At 68.3% G+C, this 19,197-nt stretch carries 17 protein-coding genes (1 of these 17 cut by a window edge); 11 read left to right on the forward strand and 6 right to left on the reverse strand.

Annotated features, from left to right (window positions below):
* Both FrCorBMG51_RS24675 and FrCorBMG51_RS32385 read left to right on the forward strand, forming a co-directional pair.
* Nucleotides 1–868 carry the 3' end of a DUF2232 domain-containing protein gene (locus FrCorBMG51_RS24675; RefSeq protein WP_476742111.1) on the forward strand. Its footprint begins 1,466 nt before the window's first position, so the window shows 868 of its 2,334 coding nt (coding positions 1,467–2,334); its start codon lies off the left edge, out of view; its stop codon occupies nt 866–868.
* Complete coding sequence (locus FrCorBMG51_RS32385; protein WP_338052692.1) at nt 772–2,277, forward strand: CbiQ family ECF transporter T component; 1,506 nt, start codon at nt 772–774, stop codon at nt 2,275–2,277. Before FrCorBMG51_RS24675 ends, FrCorBMG51_RS32385 begins: the two co-directional genes overlap by 97 nt.
* Nucleotides 2,278–2,391: 114 nt before the next feature.
* Here FrCorBMG51_RS32385 and FrCorBMG51_RS24680 read toward each other — a convergent pair whose 3' ends face one another.
* The 3 genes from FrCorBMG51_RS24680 to FrCorBMG51_RS26255 form a co-directional block, all read right to left on the reverse strand.
* Nucleotides 2,392–4,542 (reverse strand): putative bifunctional diguanylate cyclase/phosphodiesterase, encoded by a 2,151-nt coding sequence (locus tag FrCorBMG51_RS24680; protein ID WP_157180392.1) that lies wholly within the window; start codon nt 4,540–4,542, stop codon nt 2,392–2,394.
* A gap of 357 nt (nt 4,543–4,899) precedes the next feature.
* On the reverse strand, nt 4,900–5,370 hold the full coding sequence (gene bfr, locus FrCorBMG51_RS04870) for a bacterioferritin (protein ID WP_047221915.1): 471 nt from the start codon (nt 5,368–5,370) through the stop codon (nt 4,900–4,902).
* A 17-nt stretch (nt 5,371–5,387) separates the two neighbouring features.
* Nucleotides 5,388–5,576 (reverse strand): (2Fe-2S)-binding protein, encoded by a 189-nt coding sequence (locus tag FrCorBMG51_RS26255; RefSeq protein ID WP_076842611.1) that lies wholly within the window; start codon nt 5,574–5,576, stop codon nt 5,388–5,390.
* Between the two features lie 530 nt (nt 5,577–6,106).
* Between FrCorBMG51_RS26255 and FrCorBMG51_RS04875 the strand changes: the two genes are divergently transcribed.
* Complete coding sequence (locus FrCorBMG51_RS04875; protein ID WP_047221916.1) at nt 6,107–6,967, forward strand: phosphatase PAP2 family protein; 861 nt, start codon at nt 6,107–6,109, stop codon at nt 6,965–6,967.
* Between the two features lie 207 nt (nt 6,968–7,174).
* Here FrCorBMG51_RS04875 and FrCorBMG51_RS04880 read toward each other — a convergent pair whose 3' ends face one another.
* A complete protein-coding gene (locus FrCorBMG51_RS04880) occupies nt 7,175–8,359 on the reverse strand; it encodes an OmpA family protein (protein ID WP_047221917.1) in 1,185 nt (394 codons plus the stop codon).
* Nucleotides 8,360–8,702: 343 nt separating this feature from the next.
* Nucleotides 8,703–9,731 carry a phosphatase PAP2 family protein gene (locus tag FrCorBMG51_RS04890; RefSeq protein ID WP_047221919.1) on the reverse strand — a complete coding sequence of 343 codons (1,029 nt, stop codon included), beginning with the start codon at nt 9,729–9,731 and terminating at the stop codon, nt 8,703–8,705.
* A gap of 518 nt (nt 9,732–10,249) precedes the next feature.
* Between FrCorBMG51_RS04890 and FrCorBMG51_RS29330 the strand changes: the two genes are divergently transcribed.
* The 8 genes from FrCorBMG51_RS29330 (at nt 10,250) to FrCorBMG51_RS04930 (ending at nt 18,080) form a co-directional block, all read left to right on the forward strand.
* Nucleotides 10,250–10,822, forward strand: a complete 573-nt coding sequence (locus FrCorBMG51_RS29330; protein WP_052914313.1) for an AlbA family DNA-binding domain-containing protein — start codon at nt 10,250–10,252, stop codon at nt 10,820–10,822.
* Nucleotides 10,823–11,098: 276 nt separating this feature from the next.
* Nucleotides 11,099–12,103 carry an acyl-CoA desaturase gene (locus tag FrCorBMG51_RS04900; protein ID WP_047221920.1) on the forward strand — a complete coding sequence of 335 codons (1,005 nt, stop codon included), beginning with the start codon at nt 11,099–11,101 and terminating at the stop codon, nt 12,101–12,103.
* Nucleotides 12,104–12,115: 12 nt separating this feature from the next.
* Nucleotides 12,116–12,373, forward strand: coding sequence for an acyl carrier protein (locus FrCorBMG51_RS04905; protein ID WP_013874236.1), 258 nt, complete (start codon nt 12,116–12,118; stop codon nt 12,371–12,373).
* 2 nt (nt 12,374–12,375) lie between these two features.
* Entirely contained in the window at nt 12,376–13,287 is a 912-nt protein-coding gene (locus FrCorBMG51_RS04910; protein WP_047221921.1) for an SAM-dependent methyltransferase, read from the forward strand.
* Nucleotides 13,284–14,558 carry a cytochrome P450 gene (locus FrCorBMG51_RS04915; protein ID WP_047221922.1) on the forward strand — a complete coding sequence of 425 codons (1,275 nt, stop codon included), beginning with the start codon at nt 13,284–13,286 and terminating at the stop codon, nt 14,556–14,558. The genes FrCorBMG51_RS04910 and FrCorBMG51_RS04915 overlap by 4 nt, the downstream gene beginning before the upstream one ends.
* A 58-nt stretch (nt 14,559–14,616) precedes the next feature.
* Nucleotides 14,617–16,338 (forward strand): fatty acyl-AMP ligase, encoded by a 1,722-nt coding sequence (locus FrCorBMG51_RS04920; RefSeq protein ID WP_047221923.1) that lies wholly within the window; start codon nt 14,617–14,619, stop codon nt 16,336–16,338.
* Between the two features lie 72 nt (nt 16,339–16,410).
* Nucleotides 16,411–16,857: a PaaI family thioesterase gene (locus FrCorBMG51_RS04925; protein ID WP_047221924.1), complete on the forward strand. Its 447-nt coding sequence runs from the start codon at nt 16,411–16,413 to the stop codon at nt 16,855–16,857.
* Nucleotides 16,857–18,080 carry a cytochrome P450 gene (locus FrCorBMG51_RS04930; RefSeq protein ID WP_047221925.1) on the forward strand — a complete coding sequence of 408 codons (1,224 nt, stop codon included), beginning with the start codon at nt 16,857–16,859 and terminating at the stop codon, nt 18,078–18,080. The genes FrCorBMG51_RS04925 and FrCorBMG51_RS04930 overlap by 1 nt, the downstream gene beginning before the upstream one ends.
* 21 nt (nt 18,081–18,101) lie before the next feature.
* On the opposite strand, the gene FrCorBMG51_RS04935 is transcribed toward FrCorBMG51_RS04930, so the two are convergent.
* Nucleotides 18,102–18,926, reverse strand: coding sequence for an alpha/beta fold hydrolase (locus FrCorBMG51_RS04935; RefSeq protein WP_047221926.1), 825 nt, complete (start codon nt 18,924–18,926; stop codon nt 18,102–18,104).
* Between the last annotated feature and the right edge of the window lie 271 nt (nt 18,927–19,197).

Here is a 19,197-nt window from a genome sequence, read left to right on the forward strand (position 1 = left end):
ACCGGCCGGCTCGGCGTCCGGCCCCGCTGGCAGACCGACCGCACCCGGCGCGCCTGCCACACCCGACACGCCAGACGCGCCCGTCACATCCGATATGCCCGCCGTGTCCGCCATGGACGATGCGCCCAGCGCGGGCGGCACGTCCACCGTGGCCGACGCGCCCGGCAGGCCGGAGGACCGGGCTGCGGGCCAGGCTCTCCCACTGGATCCGGCCACCGTCATCCCCGCCCCACCGGCTCCGCCGACCGCCGCCGTTCCGCCGCTGGCCGCCGCTGTTCCGCCGGCTGTCTCCACGCCGCCGACTCCGCCGAACACCCCGGCTTCACCGACCGGGCCGGACAGGCCAGTCGTGTCCGTCGCACCGGTGGCATCGGTCGCATCGGTGGCACCGGTCGTACCCGCCGGGCAGCAGCCCGCGCGGCCAGCCGCGCTGGTCCGCCTCGACGGGGTGGGACAGGTCTACTCGCCCCGGTCACCGTGGGCCCGCCGGGCGCTGCGCGACGTCTCCTTCTGTCTGGACAGCGGTGAGGCGGTGCTGGTCCGCGGCCGCAACGGCTCGGGCAAGTCGACGCTGGCCGCCGTCCTCGCCGGTCTGCTGGCCCCCTCGGAGGGCGCGGCCTACCTCGCCGGCCGGCCGCTGACCGCCTGCCCCGGCGAGATCGGGTTTGCCGTGCAGCACTCCCGGCTGCAGCTGTTGGCGCCCACCGTGGGCGCTGACGTGTGCGCGGCGGCCGGCGTGGACGCGGCCGCCNGGCCGCCGCCGACGAGGCCCTGGCCGCGGTCGGGCTCGACCCGGAGCTCTTCCGGGACCGGCGGGTGGAGGACCTCTCCGGCGGGCAGATGCGCCGGGCCGCGCTCGCCGGGCTGATCGCCTGCCGGCCTCGGCTGATGATCCTCGACGAGCCGCTGGCGGGCCTGGACGCCTCGTCCAGCCGGATTCTGATCGACGTCCTGGTGAATCTGCGAATCCGGACCGGCCTGACGCTGGTGGTGGTCTCCCACGACTTCGACGACATGGCCTGTCTCACCGAACGGATGCTCGTCCTGGACGGCGGACGACTGGTACATGACGGACCGTTCACCGACAGCATCACCGACGGCACGCTGTGCCGCCCGCTCGCTCCGCTGCCTCATCCGCGGCCGGCAGGGGCTGGCGCGGAGGGCTGCCTCCTCGACGACGACCTCAATGACGGCACTTTTAGTAATCATGATGATGCTTTCCGCATCCAGGATAGCGCTGCCCAGGTCAGCGCCAGCGGTACCGGCAACAGCGGTACAGACAACAGCGGTACAGACAGTGGCGGTAGCGGCGACGGGCATGTAGACGATGCCGGGCGCCCGGGTCGCGTACCAGCACGGGGACCGGCGGCCGCGGCCCCGCAACCGCCATCGGGCAGCTCGGGAAACAGGAGCGCGCGCGGCCTGGCCGACCGCTGCCGTGGCCGGTTCTTCCAGCGGCGGCCGGCCAGACACGGACGCCGTACCGAGCCGAACCTGTTGCGCTACATCCCCGGTGACACCCCGGTGCACCGCCTGTGGGCCGGCACGAAACTGATCATCATGGCGCTGCTCGGCGTGCTGGTCGCCGTGCGGCCGTCCTGGCCGGTGATCGGAATGATCGTGGGATTCGTCGGCCTCTCCATGATCGTCGCCCGGATCCCGGTCGGTGCGGCCCCGCGCCTGCCCCGCTGGTTCTGGTACGGCCTGCTGATCGGCGTGCTGCTCACCGCCCAGTCGCACGCGGCACCGTTCGTCACCGTCGGTGGTGTGCGGCTGTCCATCGGCGGCATGCTGGACTGGCTGCGGCTGACGTCGGCGTCCATGACGATGTTCGCCGCGGCCGCGCTGCTGGGGTGGACCACACCGCTGTCGGAGCTGGCGCCCGCCCTGGGCCGGCTGCTGGCGCCGTTGCGCAGGCTGCGGCTGCCGATCGACGAGTGGGTCGCGACGGTGGCGCTGTCCATCCGCTGCCTGCCGCTGCTCGTGGACGAGATCCGCATGCTGCTCGCGGTCCGGCGGTTGCGGGTCGGAGCGCGGCCACCTCGTCGCCGGCTGCCGGGCCTGCTCGCGGCGTTGCCGCTGCACGCGCGATCGATCACCGAGCTGCTGTGCACGGCGATCGTCACCTGCCTGCGCCGGGCCGCGGAGATGACAGAGGCGATCGCCGCCCGTGGCGGGTTCGGCGCGGTCGCGCACCAGCCGGCGCGCCCGCGGCGGGTGGACGCAGCGGCGCTCGCGGCCCTGGCCGGGCTGGCCGTGGCGGCCTTCCTGGTGTAACTCCGCCCCGCTGTGGCCCCACGCGCGTCCTGGCCGGCGGGATCCTTTCCCACCAGGCCGGGCAGGCCTGCCGTCAGCCGAGACCGCCGCCGTCAGCCGGGGCAGGCCCTGCTGTCAGCCGAGAAAGCTGTTGAGACCGGCCTCGTGGGTCTGTGGATCCGCGTCGGACGTCCCGGCCAGCAGCTCCGTCAACGGGCGGGGCGGCCCGAGGTGGAAGCCCTGCGCGTAGTCCACCCCGAGGTCACGCAGGGCCGGCGCCAGCGACTCCCGGTCAATGCTCTCGGCGATGGTGTACATGCCCAGGCAGCGGGCGACGCGGACCACCGCGTCCACCAGCACCGCGTCGGCCGGGGAGGTGTCGACGTGCCGCAGGAAGTCGCCGTCTATCTTGACGTTGGTGAAGGGCAGGTTCCGCAGGTAGACGAACGATCCCAGCCCGACCCCGAAGTCGTCCAGGGTGAACCGGCAGCCCGCGCCGGTGAGGGTTTCGGCGAGCTGGCGCACCGCGTCCGCGGCGGCGACCGCCACGCTCTCGGCGATCTCGATACCGAGCTGGGACGGGTCGACCCGGGCCGCACGCAGCTCGGACAGGACGAAGTCGGCGAAGCCTGCGTCCTCGACCGACCGGCCGGAGATGTTCACGTGCAGGCGCAGCCGCTCCCCCCGGGCGGCGACGGAGGCGAGCGCGGCCACCGTCTGCTGCACCACCCAGCGGTCCAGGCTCAGGACCAGGTCGCTGTGCGCGAGCACGCTCATGAACTCGGCCGGGCCGATCTCGGGATGCTGGCCGTCGTGCAGCCGCAGCAGCACCTCGTATCCCTGCACCTCGTGCGAGGCCAGGTCCACGATGGGCTGCACCTGAAGGGTCAGCAGGCCGGCGTCGAGGGCGTCCCGGACCCGTTGCACCATCAGGGCACGGCGGGTGAGGTACTCGTGCCGTTCCGCGGTGAACAGCTTGGCGCAGTTGCGGCCGGCCTCCTTGGCCTCGGTCAGGGCGAGCCCGGCATGGGCGAGCGCGGTGTCGCAGTCGCCCACGGCCGACAGCGGCACGACGCCGACACTGACCGTCACCCGTACCGCGAAACCGTCCACCATGATCGTATGTCGGGCGACCTGCTCACGCAGGGTGTCCGCGACGGCCAGCGCCTCCAGCCCGTCGCCGCTGTGCAGGACCACCGCGAACTCGTCGTCACCGAGCCTGCCAATGGCGGCGGCCGGGAGCGTCTCCGCCAGGCGCTGGGCGACCGAGCGCATCACCGTGTCGCCGACCGAGTGGCCGCGCAGGTCATTGACGATCTTGAAGTTGTCGACGTCGACCAGCAGCAGCGCGCCGGTGCGGTCGACCCCGGCGGCCAGCCGCTCGGTCAGCAGGGCTGTCACCGCCCGCCGGTTGAGCACCTCGGTGAGCGGCTCGCGCACGGACACGTGGGCGAGCTCGTGGCGTATCCGGACCAGCTCGGTGACATCGTGGGCCGTACCCATGATCCGGATCGGCGTGCCGGAGTCGCCGGTGAGGACGTCCCCCCGCCATTCCAGCACGCACTCGGTCACCCGGTCGGCCAGATACATACGAGGGGTGACCTCGACCGGGGTGACGGTGGTGATCGCCTGGTCGAACGCGTCCTCGACCGTCGCCCGGTCGTCGGGGTGCACCAACAGCCGGAAGGCGTCGTAGTCGATCCGGGTGTCCGTCGGATAGCCGAGCATGGCCAGCAGCTCGTCGGACCACTCCATCTCGTTGGTGACGAGGTCCCACTCCCAGATACCGGTACGGGCGATCGTCTCGACATGGCGCAGCCACCGCTCGCGCAGCCGCAGCGTCTCCTCCTCGTGGCGCCGCCCCGTGACATCAGTGATCTCGTAGAGGACGAAACCGTCGGCAATCGTCTGCCCGAACCCGGCGGGACGGCCGCCGATCAGGGTCCGGGCCCGAACCTCCAACCAGTGGGTGGTGCCGTCCGGCGCCTGCCACTGGGCCTGCCGGGACCCGGCGTCGGGGACGACCCCGGTCAGCGGCAGCCCGGCCTCGGCAACCGCCACGCGGGCGGAGTACACCGGATCGGCGTCCGGCTCACCCCACGGGTACCCGCCGTCCGCCGTGCCCGCCGGCCCCACGCCACTGTGCTCGGTGGCGTCAGCGCTGTCGCGCCCGACGTGATCACGCGTGGTATCGGCGACATCGTCGTACGCGGCACCACCGCCGGTGGCCACCAGATCGAGCAGGGCTCGGTTCGCCCAGACCACACGACTGTCGGACGTTACCACCAGTAGCCCAGCGGATACCACGTCAGCCACGGAGCCGGCCATGCTAGCGACCAACGGATCTCCTCGCGCCTGTCAGCCCGGTGCACATCTCGGCTGGTCACGCTATCTTCATGGATCGCATGGCCTTTCCGATCGCATGGCGAGTGTAGCGGCAGGCAGGTGCGTACAGAACGTCAGGCCGTGGTAGCGGGTGTGTCTTCCGACGCCCGGGAACTCCTGGCATCCAGCGGCACGAAAAACCATGATCGCATCATCCGCGACTCATTCGGCCCATCGACAACCGCGGGCCGCCGACAGCGCGCAAAGTCATGATCGCGCCGCCTTCGACCCGCGGTGGTGGTTGCGTCGGCAGCGGCGTCAGTCGTGGATCTGCTGGGCGAGATAGTGCGCCTCGCCGAGCTGGGAGACCAGTTCGAGCTGGGCATCCAGCCAGTCGATGTGCTCCTCCTCGGAGGTGAGAATGTCCTCCAGGAGGACAGCGGATCCGACGTCGTCACGCGAGCGGGTCAGGACGATCCCCTCCCGCAGCAGGCCGCATGCCTCGATCTCGTGCGAACGGTCGGAATTGAGCTGCTCGACAGCGGTTTCGCCGACACGAAGCGTATTCAGCCGCTGGAGGTTGGGCAGCCCACCCAGGTACAGCACGCGATGCACCAGCCTGTCGGCGTGGCGCATCTCGTCGATCGACTCGTCGTAGGTATGCTTGCCCAACCGTCGGTAACCCCAGTTGAGCTGCATCCGAGAGTGCAGGAAGTACTGATTGACGGCCGTCAGCTCATTCGTGAGGACGCGGTTGAGCAGTTCGACAATCTCCGGATCGCCCCTCACATGAAACCTCCGCTATGTCAGCCCGATGACACAACCGGACAGCCACGGCGGTAATCCGTCAACAGTTCCTCGATCTCGTTGAGGCATCCACCGCAGCCGGTGCCCGCGGCACAGACGTCACCCACCTCGCCTGTGTCGCACGCGCCCGACTCAATCACGCCGCGCAACGTCCGCTCGGAGACAGCAAAGCACGAACAGACCAGCACCGCACCTCACCACGCTCTGGAGAGAGCACCCCGTCCCATATTCCGGAACCGGCAGCTCGCGGCTGCCGCATACGGTCGGATCAATGACAGCGAGTGCTCGTGGCTAAGTTAAACCTTCCCTAATAAAGACCTGGCACAAGAGTCCCACAGAGACAGATCGGAGGCAAGCAGGGGCGAGTGAGCACCACGTCACCAGCCGACCACAACGGGCCGATCACGGCCATGGCGGAGCCGGCCTGACATACGGACCCGCCCGACACCGCCGAAAACAACGGCCACCCACCGCGGAACACGATTCTCCGAGAGACGCGGATCACACCCGACAGCAGACCCGATCAGGCATCCGGATACGGTATTGCAGTACGGTACGGTCTCGTTTCGTGAAGGGGGGCACAATGTGCTGTGGACCAACCAGGTAGGCCCATATTGTCCGATATCGCCCACCATTATCCAATATGGGCCGAAGATTCGACGATCGGGTCAGTGACGAGCATAACCGCTTCTCTCCGCGCACGATCGGCCCGTTATCCGTGACGACGGCCGACGCCCAGCCCACGCTGCCCGCGACCAGCGCCACGGCCGACACCCGGCCCACAGCCGGCGCACCGTCCGCGACCGGTGGGGCACGACGAGGGCGTCGCGCCCTCGGCACCGCCGGCTACGCGGCCACCCAGACCGTCCTGCTCGGCCTGTTATTCATGGTCTACCGTTTCGGTCGGCACATCGTCGACGGCCATCAGGCCGAAGCGCTGTCGCACGGGATCGCGGTCTGGAACATGGAACGGTGTCTGCGCCTGCCTGACGAGGCAGCCGTCCAGCAGTTGGTCCTGCAGTCCCACTACGCGACGATCCTGATCAACGAGTTCTACTACGCGATCCACTTCCCCGCGGCCATCGCGTTGCTCGTCTGGGTCTTCGTCCGACACCGCTTCGTCTGGCCCAGGGTCCGCAATGTGATCATCATCGCGACAGGCATGGCCCTGGTGATCCACATCCTGTATCCGCTCGCCCCACCGCGCCTGCTGCCCATGGCGATGACGGGTCTGATCGACACCGGCGCGATATTCGGCCCGTCGCCCTACGCCCAGGGCGACGGTTTCGCGAACGAGTACGCGGCCATGCCGAGCCTGCACATCGGCTGGGCCATCATCGAGGCATGGGTCGTGGTCACCGTCCTGCACAGCCGATGGCGTTATCTCGCCATCGCCCAGCCCGTGGCCACCACCGCGGTCGTCGTGGCCACGGCCAACCACTACTGGGTGGACGGCGTCGTCGGCGGCCTGCTCGTCCTGCTGGCGGTGCAGGTCACCAGGCTGGCCCTGCAGGCCCGGATAGTCGCCGTGATGCGCCCGATGGTGACCCGCCGCTCAGACACCTGCGGATCACAGTAACCGTCCTGACCGCTCCCGGCCGACCCGCCCTGCCCTGTCCCTGCCCACGGGACAGCGGCGGCTGACGGGCAGGGCCCAGGACAAGGAGCCAGAGATCCAGAAGCCAGAGATCCCGGTCGGGCAAAGGCCAGAGCAGCCGGACAAAGGCCAGGTCGCCAGACAAAGGCCAGGCCATCCGGCCGGCTCATCGGGGCGGGTCTGTGGGAGCTACGGAACGAGAGCGGAGATCTCCACCCGGCGGTTGGCGGCGCGCCCGGCCTCGGTGGCATTCGTCTCCACCGGATGCTCCGAGGCGAACCCGGCGGCCCGCAGATGGTCCGCGGACACGCCCTGGTCGGCCAGGTAGGCGGCGGCGGCCCGCGCCCGTGCCAGGGACAACGTCTCGTTGAGGACACGCGGCCCCCGTGCGTCGGCGTGCCCCGCCAGCAGCACGCTGAGCTCGCTCTCCCGTAGCACCGCCGCGATCCGGTCGAGGTGGACGCGGTCGGCCTCGGTCAGTTCCGAACTGTCCGTCGCGAAGGTGATCCGTCCCGTGGCGACGACGCTGGCGAGACGACCGGCCACCGATTGCGGCGTGGTCGCACCGGCCGCCGGTTGCGGTGCGCTCGCGTCGGTCACCGACCGCGGCGTGGTCGCGCCGGCCGCCGGCGCTGTCGCGGCCCCGCCGGCCGCCGGGAGGGCCGGGGTGACCGACCGGACGGTGAGACGGTTGTCGACGGTGGCGGCCGGCAGCGTCCTACGAGCCTCGGCGAGGACGGTCGCGCCAAGCCGGGTCGCCTCCCCTGCGTCCGCCACGCTCCCCTCCAGCACCACCGAGGAACCAGCGATCGTCACCTTGTGCTCGCCGGCGACCGTCGTGAGCGTACGGGCCAGGTCCGCGAGAGCGGTGACCGGCGGCGCGGCCACAGCGGGGTCGACCGTCACCTTCCCGGTCAGCGTGCCGGCGCTCGCCGCCGCGGCCGCGCCGAGCACCTGCTCACGGGCGACCCGGTCGGGCACGGTAGCGGTGACGGTGAGCGAGTCACCGTCGACCGCGATCACAAAGGGCCTGGCGGCGGCGGGAAGCAGTGCCGGCGCGATGTGGATGTCGCTGCCCAACGAGGCCGTCCGCGCCCCGGACACCCTCGCCACCGCCTGACGGGCCGCCTCGGCGTCCGTGAGGCTGGGGAACGTGCCGTGCACGGTGGCGTCCCGGCCGTCGAAGCTCACCTGCGCACCGTCCTGGCCGTGCGAGCGCACCGCCAGGACGGCCCGGTCGGCAAGCTCGTCCTCGATGGGCTCACGCCGCAGCCCGAACGCCAGCAACGCCAGCAACAGCCAGGCGACGACGAGGGACACGGAGAACACAACCGGACGGGGCCGCTTCAGCGCGACGATCTGGGCCAAGGACATCGACTGGTCTCCGCACGGACTCTGGCTGGACGGCTTTGCTGGCTGGGACTGCTGACCGGGAACTGCCGGCCGGAACATCAGGGGGACATCAGGGGGACATCGTGGCCGGTGGCATCAGGGCCGTGGACATTGCATCACGGCCGGGGACATCGTGATCAGAAACATCGTGGTGATTGGGAACATCATGGCCGGGGGCATCGTGACCGAAGCCGTCTTCGGGACGCGCCAACGCCAGCGCCAGCGGAGGAACGACCCAACGGCAGTCAACGGGAGCATGCGAAACAGCTCACCACTGGTCAACTCTCGCACACCGACGCACCTGTGATCCGTACCGGGTCGCCGCCTATCCCCGGGGTGGCCACACCAGCGCCGGGCGCGCGGGAACACCGGCGCGGACGATCGCGGCCGGCTGGGGCAGGTGCGGCTGCTGCCGGGGACACCGGTCAGCCGCCCCGCCAGCCGGCTCGTCGGCCTGTTCCTCCTGCTCCTCCTTCTGCTCCTGCTGTTCGGCCTGCGCCGCCTGCGCCGCCTGTGCTTCCTGGCCTTCCTGGCCTTCCTGGCCGTCGCCCCGGTCGGCCGGACGGCCAGCGGGCTGATCGCCGTGGCCGGTCGGACGTCCGGAGGACCGCCGCTGCCCGTGCGCAAGCCGCATCACGACGGCAGCCGCCACGGCCCCGAGGCCGAGCGCGAACCAGCCTCCCAGCACGTCCAGCACGTAGTGGTTGGCGGTGGCCATCACCACGAAGATGGTCGCGCCCGGGTAGAGGACGCCGAGCACCCTGGTCACACGGTGCCGGGCCAGCCGGGCGATGTTCCAGCCGCACCACAGCGCCCAGGCGCAGTGCAGGGACGGCATGGCGGCGAACTGGTTGGTGATGCCGCCGAGCCCCTTGGGTGCGGCGCTGGAGTCACCGGCCCACCAACCCCAGTTGTGGAACGACGCCATCGTGTCGATGAAACCGGCGCTGGGAAGCAGGCGCGGCGGCGCCGTGGGAACCAGGAAGAAGCCGGTAAGGCTGATCACGGTGGTGCATACGATCGTCCACCGGGCCGCCAGGTAACTGCGGGCTCGTTTGCGGTAGAGCCAGACGAGGACGGCCGGCGTGACGATGAAGTGGAGCGTCGCGTAGTAGTAGCAACACGCTACGGCAAGGGCGGGGACGCCCTGCAGCCAGTGGTTGAGCCCGAGCTCGATGTCGAGGTGCAGGTCGGCCTGGATGCGCATGATGTCCCAGCCAACGGCGAGCGCGTTGTGGACGGAACCGCCCGCCACGGACCGGGTGGCGGTGTAGGTGTAGTAGAAGACAACGATCATGACCACTTCGACCCACACCACCGGCAGACCGTCCGACCTGCGGCGTATATGGACCATCCGTGCCCTCCGGTTCCGATCCGGCCCACCGAGTGGTCCGGCCGTCACGTCCGGGCGCATCTCGGGCGACCGCCCTCGACTTCAGCCATCCCCTCGACGTCGACCGTCACCGCGTGTGCCGGTCTCCGTCACCGACGCCGGTCGCCCGTAACGGCCGGCCAACGATCTGTACCGGACCGCCTACCAGGACGGCATCCGCCCCGACACCCACAGCCTCTTGGCCGACGACGTCGAACCCTTCCCCGTTACCCGCCCACCACCCGATCCGACTATCCGATCTCGGTTACCCGATCTCGGCCCGCCTTCTGACCGAGGCTACATCCTTCCGCCGACAAGAAGACCGCGTTACCCCACCCACCTGGCACAACCAGTGACCAGTCGCCCGACGAGCCGCGCGGGCCACGCGGCCGATCCGTGCGGGGAGACGGAGGTGTGGCCTGTCACGTCCGTAGTCACCGCGGGTGACATTTTCCCGCGACGGGTAGGACAGGATCGACGCCATGGGAACAGATCTTGCGATGACCCTGGGCACCCAGGAGACCGCCAACCTGGAGTTCAAGCGGGAGAGCAGGGATCACAACGCCATCCGTGAGGCGATCTGCGCCCTGACCAACGATCTTCCGGGGGTGGGCGGCGGATACCTGATCATTGGCGTCGACAGGTCCGGTAAACCGGCCAGGGAGATCGATACTTCGGATCAGGCGCTGCTCGGGCCCACCAGCATCCGGGACGAGGGAAGAATCCTCGACCGGCCTTTCTCGGATGTCATCATGCAGCCGACGATGCGCCTGGACCGCCCTGTCAAGGCGTATCAGCGGTGGCTTGACCGTATTTCTCAGGTCTTCGCGTCGGACGTGCTGGATGAACCGCCGGAAAACATAAATCTAAAATCATATGAAATTGCAACGCTACGCAACTACAAGAGCCTGATGCCGCTCTCGCATGACGCCCGCAAACCGATGTTCGATCTGCGGGCCGCGGACGGCGCGTTCGGCAGTACGCAGACGCTCGTCAGCCGATGTCACCGTGACTTCCGATCGCTCGCCGAAGAACTTCTACAGCGGCTGGAGTCGGTGCCCCTGGAGGCCTGAGCCCGATACCTGGCACACCCGGGGAGCAGCATGCTCCCACCGGTTTCCGCCGGCCCTCCCAGCATGCCCGACCTGTTTGGGATCCACCAGGGCGGACCACGCTCCAAGCGGCCGGATCGTCTCACGGGTTCGGTGCCGACGGTCCTCCGATAGCGAATTCCAATCCTGCGATCGGCGGTCCCCGTACACCTGTCGTGTCCGGTCGTGGCAGCTTACGATTCGGGGAGGCCCGGCTCAAGAAACCTCAGCTCCAGCACCCAGGAGGGGCGGTCGAGAATGGTCGGCGTACGGCCCGCGACCCATGTTCCCGAGTCCGATTCCGAGACCGTCGGCTCCACTCCTCGCAAGAAGACGATCAGTAGTCCTTATCTGCACCGCCTACAGCGCCGCCATTTTCTGCTGTTCGACGTCCTGCCGATTGCCGGTACCGCCGCCGCCCTCGCGTTTCTCACGGTGCACCCGATCGGTGTCACCGAAATCGCCCTGCTCTTTTCCATGTGGGTCGTGACCGGGCTGGGCGTCACCGTCGGTTATCACCGGCTGTTCACGCATCGCACCTTCAAGGCCGCACCGTCCGTCGTGGCCGTGCTCGCGGTCCTCGGCTCGATGGCCGGCCAGGGCGGTGTGGTGTCCTGGGTCGCCCTGCACCGGCGACACCACGAGTGCAGTGACCGTGAGGGAGACCCGCACTCCCCGAATCTCGCCGGCGGTGGTCTGAAAGGCCGGCTACGCGGCCTGGCCCACTCCCATTTCCTGTGGATGCGTCGCCACGAGTACCCGAACGTCGTCCACTACGCGCCTGATCTGATCAGGAATCGTGCGCTGGTCCGGGTCGCCCGCCTCTACTACTACTGGGTCGCGCTCGGGCTCGCGCTCCCCGCGCTCGTCGGCGGCCTCGTCTACCAGAGCTGGGCCGGAGCGGTCAGCGGTCTCTTCTGGGGCGGCCTGGTGCGGATGTTCGTCCTGGAACACATCATCTGGGCGATCAACTCCTTCCTGCACATGTTCGGCACCCACCCGTACGAGTCCAGGGAGAACAGCAGGAACGGCGGGATCTTTGCCCTGCTGACCTTTGGTGAGTCGTGGCACAACAACCATCATGCCTTTCCCGAATCGTCTTCTTTCGGGCTGAGCTGGTACCGTCTCGACCCGGGCTACTGGCTCATAAAAATTCTTTCTCTCGGTGGTCTCGCATGGGACGTCAAGCGCCCGTCCGAAGAGCGGATGAAAGCAAGCCGTATATCCAGGAACGGCAAGCCCGCCCCCAGTACCACGGCATAAGGAGCGAGCACGTTGAAGCCGAGCAAGGAAGCGATTGCCGACTGGTGCCAGCAGTATGTCGCGCATCTCCTCGAGGTACCGGTGGACGCGGTGGACCCGGACGCGGACTTCGACCGGCTGGGTGTCGACTCCGCCCTCGCCGTCTCCCTGCTGATCGAGGTCGAGGAACGCTACGGCGTCGACCTGGCGCCCGAGGCGCTGTTCGAGAACCCGAGCATCAACGCGGTCGCCGGGTATCTGTATGAGCAGAGCCAACAGCGCGTGGCGTAGTCATGACCATACCAGTCGAATCAGTCTACGTCGGCCGGACGGCCGGGGCGGCGGCTGCCATCCGCCACCACTACGACGTCGGAAACGCGTTCTACAGCCTCTGGCTGGACCGCTCGCTGACCTATTCGTGCGCGCTTCGGGACGGCCCGGACGACACCCTCGAAAGCGCGCAGGAAAGGAAGCTGCGGTTTCACCTGGACGCGGTGCGGGCCGACCGGGCCCGCACCGTGCTGGACATCGGCTGCGGCTGGGGCGCGGTCCTGCGGCGGCTGGCGGAGGAACACCGGGTTCAGCACTCCGTCGGTCTCACCCTCAGCGAGGAGCAGGCGTCCTTCGTCCGCTCCCAGGGATATCCGGGTGTGGAGGTGCGTACGGAGAACTGGCTGCACTACGAGCCGGACGCCGCTTTCGACGGAATCGTATCCATCGGTGCGTTCGAACACTTTGCCCGGCCCACCGACTCGCCAACCGAGAAGATCAGTCTGTACCGGGAGTTCTTCACCCGCTGCCGCGGCTGGCTGAACCGGGACGGTGTGCTGTCGCTGCAGACGATCGCATACGCGAACATGTCCCGCGCGGACGCGAACGGGTTCATCCAGCAGGAGATATTTCCCGACGCTGATCTACCGACACTCGCGGAGATCACGGCCGCCGCCGAGGGAGTTTTCGAGATACGGTCGGTGAGCAACGGGCGGCTCGACTACGCCTGGACATGTGAGGAGTGGGCCCGCCGGCTGCGCCTGCGCCGCGACGAAGCCGTCCAGCTCGTCGGGCCGGAGGTGGTCGCCCGGTACGAGCGCTATCTGAAGCTGTCCGCCCTCGGCTTCCGAATGGGCAAGATCTGCCTGTTCAGAATTGTCCTTCATCCCTTCCGGAGCGGATACTTCGACAGCCGTGAGGTGCGGGCGGGATGACGGTGGAGACACCTGGCGCGACGGCTGCCGCCGCCATCGGGCCGACGCCGGCGGCAGTCCGGTTCAACCCCTTCAGCGCCGAGTTCCGGAGCTCCCCCTACCCGCTCTATCAGCAGCTTCGCGACACCCGGCCCATCCACCGGGCGCTGGGCATGTGGGTGCTCACGCGGCACACCGACGTGCGCGGCGTCCTGCACGACCGTACCTTCAGCGCCGGGCTCATACCTGAACTGATCAGCCGGCAGGCGAGCCGGCTGTCGCAGGACAACGTGGCGCGAATCGAGCGGCTGGGCAGAAAGTCGCTCGTCTTCACCGACAACCCGGACCACGCCCGGCTGCGCGGACTGGTGAACCGGGTGTTCACGGCACCGGAAATAGCCAGGATCCGTCCCCGTGTCTCGCGGGCTGTCGAGTACCTGATCCAGCGGGCCTGGGACGACGGTGGCATGGACGCCATCGCCGACTTCGCCGCGCCGCTGCCGGTCACGGTCATGTGCGACTGGATGCTGCTTCCGGACAGCCTGCGTGCACACGTCGGCCAGTGGACGCACGACATCCGCTTCCTGCTCGAGCCGGGGCTTATGAAGGCCACGGACTTCACCCGGGTGTGTGATGTCGTCGAAATGTTTGCGCAGGCCCTGGACGACGTGATTGCCGAACGCCGGTCCCGGCCGGGCAACGACCTGATAAGCCAGTTGCTCGCCGCGCGGACCGCCGGTGGCGACAGGCTCAGCGACGAAGAACTCGTCTTCGTGTGCATCATGTGCTTTGTCGCCGGCAACGAGACCACGAAATCCCTGATCGGGAACGGTCTGCTCGCACTGCTCCAGCATCCGGCGCAGGACGCTCTCCTGCGCCGCCGGCCGGAGCTTGCGCCAGAAGCCGTCGAGGAGGCGTTGCGCTACGACAGCCCGCTGCAGATGACCAAACGCCTCGCGACGCGCGAGGTCGACATCGGCGGGAAACGGGTGCGGGAAGGCGATCAGATTCTCCTGTGTCTCGGCGCCGCGAACCGCGATCCCGCGGTGTTCGCCCGGCCGGACGAGTTCGACATCACCCGTGACGCGAAGGGGCATCTCGCCTTCGGCCACGGAATGCACGGCTGCCTGGGCGGGCTGCTGGCCCGGCTGCAGGCGGAGGTTGCCTTCGAACACCTGTACCGACGCGCCGAACGCCTGGAACCGCTGGCAGAGCAGCTCCAGTGGCAGGAGCACAGTTTCATCGTCCGCGGCCTGACAAGTCTCCCGGTCGCGCCGAGAAGCATCGTCTGAATCGCCGGGACGCCGGGGTGAGCCCGATCGGGATCCGCTCGCGGACAGGGGAAGGAAAATGACGCGGCAGAAAATGTTGCTTCCGGATGTCCTGCGCACCCGCGCCGCCTTCGAGCCGACCGGCAGAGCGTATGTCTTTCTGGACGAGTACGAGAAAGAAAAAGAAGTTCTGACGTATGGCGAGCTGCATGCGCGAGCGCTCGCCGTGGCCGGCTGGCTGAGCCTGTGCTGCGGTGCCGGCGACCGGGCACTGCTGGTTTTCCCACCAGGCCTGGATTTCATCGTCGCATATTTCGGGTGTCTCTATGCGCAGGTCGTCGCGGTACCCGTCAACCCGCCGCGCAAGCAGCAGGTGCAGGACACGACCCTGCGCATCGTGCGGGACTGCGAGCCTTCCGCGGTACTCACCGTCAACGCCATGATCGAGAGCACCCGATCCGCACTGGAGCCGGTCCACACGGTCCCGCACTGGCTTCCGGTCGACCGGATCACCGACGCTGCGGAGACGGGCTTCGACCCGTCGCCCTGCTCGGCGGACTCCATCGCCTTCCTGCAGTACACGTCAGGTTCCACATCCGACCCGAAGGGGGTCGTGGTCTCCCACGGAAACCTTGCCGCGAACCAGGAGATGATACGTCGGGCATTCGGCCATGACCGGAACTCGACGTTCGTCGGCTGGGCGCCGCTCTTCCACGACCAAGGGCTGATCGGGAACGTCCTGCAGCCCCTCTGGATCGGGGCGACCAGCATCCTCATGTCACCGATGGCGTTCATCCGGTGGCCACTTCTGTGGCTGTCGGCTATTTCTCGGTACCGTGCCCACACCAGCGGTGGGCCGAACTTCGCGTTTGACGCCTGCGTCACGCGGGCCGCCAGGGGAGACATCCCGGAGCTTGACCTGAGCTGCTGGAAGGTCGCGTTCAACGGCGCCGAACCCATTCGGCCCGAAACACTGCGGCGGTTCGCCGAGACCTTCGCGTCCTATGGATTCAGCGAGAAGACGCTCTACCCGTGCTACGGGCTGGCCGAGGCGACCCTGCTGGTGACCGGCAGCCAGAAGGGCCGCGGCCCGCGCACCATCGAGGCGGACGCCGACGCGCTCGGTGACAGGCGCTATGCCGAGGCGTCCAACGGCCACACCCGGACCCTCGCGGGCTCCGGGCTCATCCTCCCGGAAGAAACGCTCCGGATCGTGGACCCCGAAACGAAACGCCCGTGCCCGGCGGATCGGGTGGGAGAAATCTGGGTCGCCGGGGAGCATGTGGCACAGGGCTACTGGCGGCGCCCGCAGGCGACCACCGACACGTTCCGGGCCACATGTGACGGTGAGCCCGGCCGTACCTACCTGCGTACCGGCGATCTCGGCCTGGTGGTCGACGGCGAGTTGTACGTGGTGGGCAGGCTGAAGGACCTCGTGATCATTCGGGGACGGAACTACTACCCGCAGGACATCGAACACACCGTCCAGTCGTCACACGACGCGCTGAGATCCGGCGGGTGTGCCGCGTTCTCGGTTCCCGGCCCCGACGGGGAGAAACTCGTCGTCGTGCAGGAAATCAGGGGCGACCAGCGGCGGAAGGCGGACGTGCGGGACGTCACCGCGTCGATCCGGGCGGCGGTGGTACGGGAGCACGATCTTTCCCTGGGTGACCTGGTGCTGACCCTGCCCGGCCGGCTGCAGAAGACCAGCAGCGGAAAGATCATGCGGGCCGCCGCCAGAAAACGCTATCTGGAGGCCGGCTTCGATGCCTGGACGCCGGCGGCACCGTCAGCCGCCTGAATGATTCGCCCGAAGGACGCACCTGAAGAACTCTCCCGAAGAACTCGTCGACCAGCGGGGAGCAATCTGGACATGGCAGTGCTGGAAGCGCCGAACCCCGCCTTCGAACAGTTCGTGCGGGATACCGTTCTGAACATGCCGGCCGCGCGGCACCTGGGTTTCGAGTTCGGCCGGATAGCGCCGGGGAACGTCGAGATCATTCAGCCGTACCGGGAAGAGCTCACGCAGCACGACGGCTTCGTCCAGGGCGGTGTGCTCGGCTCGCTGGCGGACTTCGCCGCCGGCTGCGCCGCCGGCACGTTGCTGCCACCCGGATGGGTGAACATGACCATCGACTACACCGTCAAAATTCTGGCTCCGGCGAAGGGTGAGAAACTTGTCGCGCGTGGTCGGGTCATCAAGGCAGGCCCTGTCATGACCGTCGCCGCAGCCGACGTCTATTCGGCCGACGGGGCCGAGGAGACACTGTGCGCCACCGCTTTCGTGACCATGCGTAATATCAGGGCGGCCAGATCATGATGACACGAGAAAGCTCCGAGGAAGCGTTCGTCTTCAACCCGTTCGCCGACGGTTTTACCAACGATCCCTATCCCTACTATGCGGAACTGCGTGACGCCGCGCCCGCCCACGAGCACCCGCTCGGCTTCTGGATCCTGTCCAGGTACGAGGACGTGTCGAAACTGCAGAGATCAGGGCACTCCGTCGACGAGCGGTATCTGACACGCCTACCGCGGTGGAAGAGCGACTCCAGGACGCTCGGCAAGGAGAACCGGCTGATGCGCGGGCTGGCCGTTCTGGACCAGGACCCACCGAACCACACGAGACTTCGCGGCCTTGTCTCCAGAGCCTTCACCCGGCGTGCCGTCGACGCGCTGGAACCGCGGATCGCGACGCTTGTCGACAGGGCGCTGGACCGGATCGCCGAGGCGGGCCGCGCGGACCTCGTCGCCGAACTCGCCTTCCCGCTCCCCTTCACGGTGATCTCGGAGATGCTGGGTATTCCGGTGGTGGAGCACACCCGTATCCGCGCGCTCACCGGAACGCTGGTGCGCGCGCTCGAGCCGCTCGCCGACCCGGGCCTGCAGGCCGAGATCCGGGCGGCCAACCACGAGCTGACGGGAATCGTCCGCGAACTGACCGACTGGAAACGGGACAACCCCGGCGACGACCTGATCAGCGCGCTTCTCGCCGCCGAGCACGACGGCGACATGCTCGGCGGGGACGAACTGGTCGCCCAGGTCATGTTTCTCTACATCGCGGGCCACGAAAGCACGGTGAACCTGCTCGCGGGCGGAATTCTCGCGCTCCTTCGCCACCCCGGCCAGTTGCGGCTGCTGCGGGAGGATCCCAGGCTCGCAGCCAACGCCGTGGAGGAGATCCTCCGCTATGACACCCCGGTACACCTGATGCGGCGGATAACCGTCGAGCCTCTTCCCGCGCACGGCGAGGAGATCCCGGCTGGGGCGTGGGTGGTGGCCTGCCTGGCCGCGGCCAACCGGGATCCGCGGTTCTGGGGGGCGGACGCCGACGAGCTCCGGCTGGACCGGCCGAACGCGCACCAGAACGTCTCGTTCGGCGCCGGTATACACCACTGCCTCGGCGCGGCGCTGGCCCGGCTGGAGGCCCGGGTCACCTTCACCCGGTTCGCCCGGCGCTTCCCCTCGCCCGCCGTCGAGGAGGTCCGTTGGAATGGTCGGATCAACGTCCGTGGCCCCGCGAAATTGTTGATATCCGTGCGGTAGCGAGTACCCCGACGTTCGCGGTCAGGGCCGGTCGGCCGTGGCGAGGAACTTCGCCAGCAGGCTGGTGATCGTCGCGGGCTGTTCCAGGCTGCTGCTGTGCCCGCAGTTCGCGACGATCTGCAACTGGGCCCCTGGAATACGAGCGGCGATATGCTCCGACTTCTCCACCGGGGTAGCCCTGTCGTCGGCGCCGACGACAACAAGGGTGGGCACCGTGATCCCGGTGATCTCCCGCTCCACCGACGCGCGGCTGACCACCCCGAGCACCGCCTTACGTATGGCGGCGCGCTTGTTGCGGCTGAGCCGGCCGACCCACTCGTCGATCGTGGCCACGCTGGCCGTGTCGGCGAGGAAGGCGGGGCCGAACATGTGCGAGCTGACCTTGCCCAGAATCGGTCTGATGCCGAACAGACACAGCAGCAACGCCAACTGTTTGTACTCGCGGACTTTGCTCTGCTCCTCAGCCCCGGCGCTGGTGTCCAGCAGTGTCAGCGAACGCAACAGCTCACCATGACGGGCCGCGATGCGCTGCCCGACGAAACCACCCATGGACAGCCCCACCCAGTGCACCGGCGCGACCCCGAGTTCCCGGATCAGCGCGACCGCGTCGCCGGTGAGGGTATCCATGTCGTAGCCGTCGGCGGCAGCCGGGGTATCACCCTGCCCACGCCAGTCGACCGCCACACAACGATAACGCTCGCGCAGGGCCGTAATCTGTGAGCGAAACATCCAGCCACCGAACAACAGGCCATGCCCGAAAACAATGGTCGGCGCGTCCGGCAACCCCGCCGGCACCCCGGTGTCACTGTAGGAAATCGTCACGCCATGGACATCGATAGTCGGCACGCTTCCCTCGTCTCCGCCGACGGCCAGCAGCTCAATCCCAGTGTAGTGGATACGTCCTGTCCGGCGATGAGACCATGCGATGGCCAACAGGATAATCCGAGCCGAACGCGCTCCGGCCGCCCTACAAACTCACGGTATTCAGGGCGGCCGAAAAATCCCCGCGCCGCGAAGATGACGCCGGCACGTCCGAGACGGTGACACACGGCTCGACATTCGTTTCGCCGGCCCGGAACGTTCGGAACCGTCCTGTGCCACGGCAGGTCTGGACCCG

The organism is Protofrankia coriariae (assembly GCF_001017755.1).
Lineage (GTDB): Bacteria > Actinomycetota > Actinomycetes > Frankiales > Frankiaceae > Protofrankia > Protofrankia coriariae.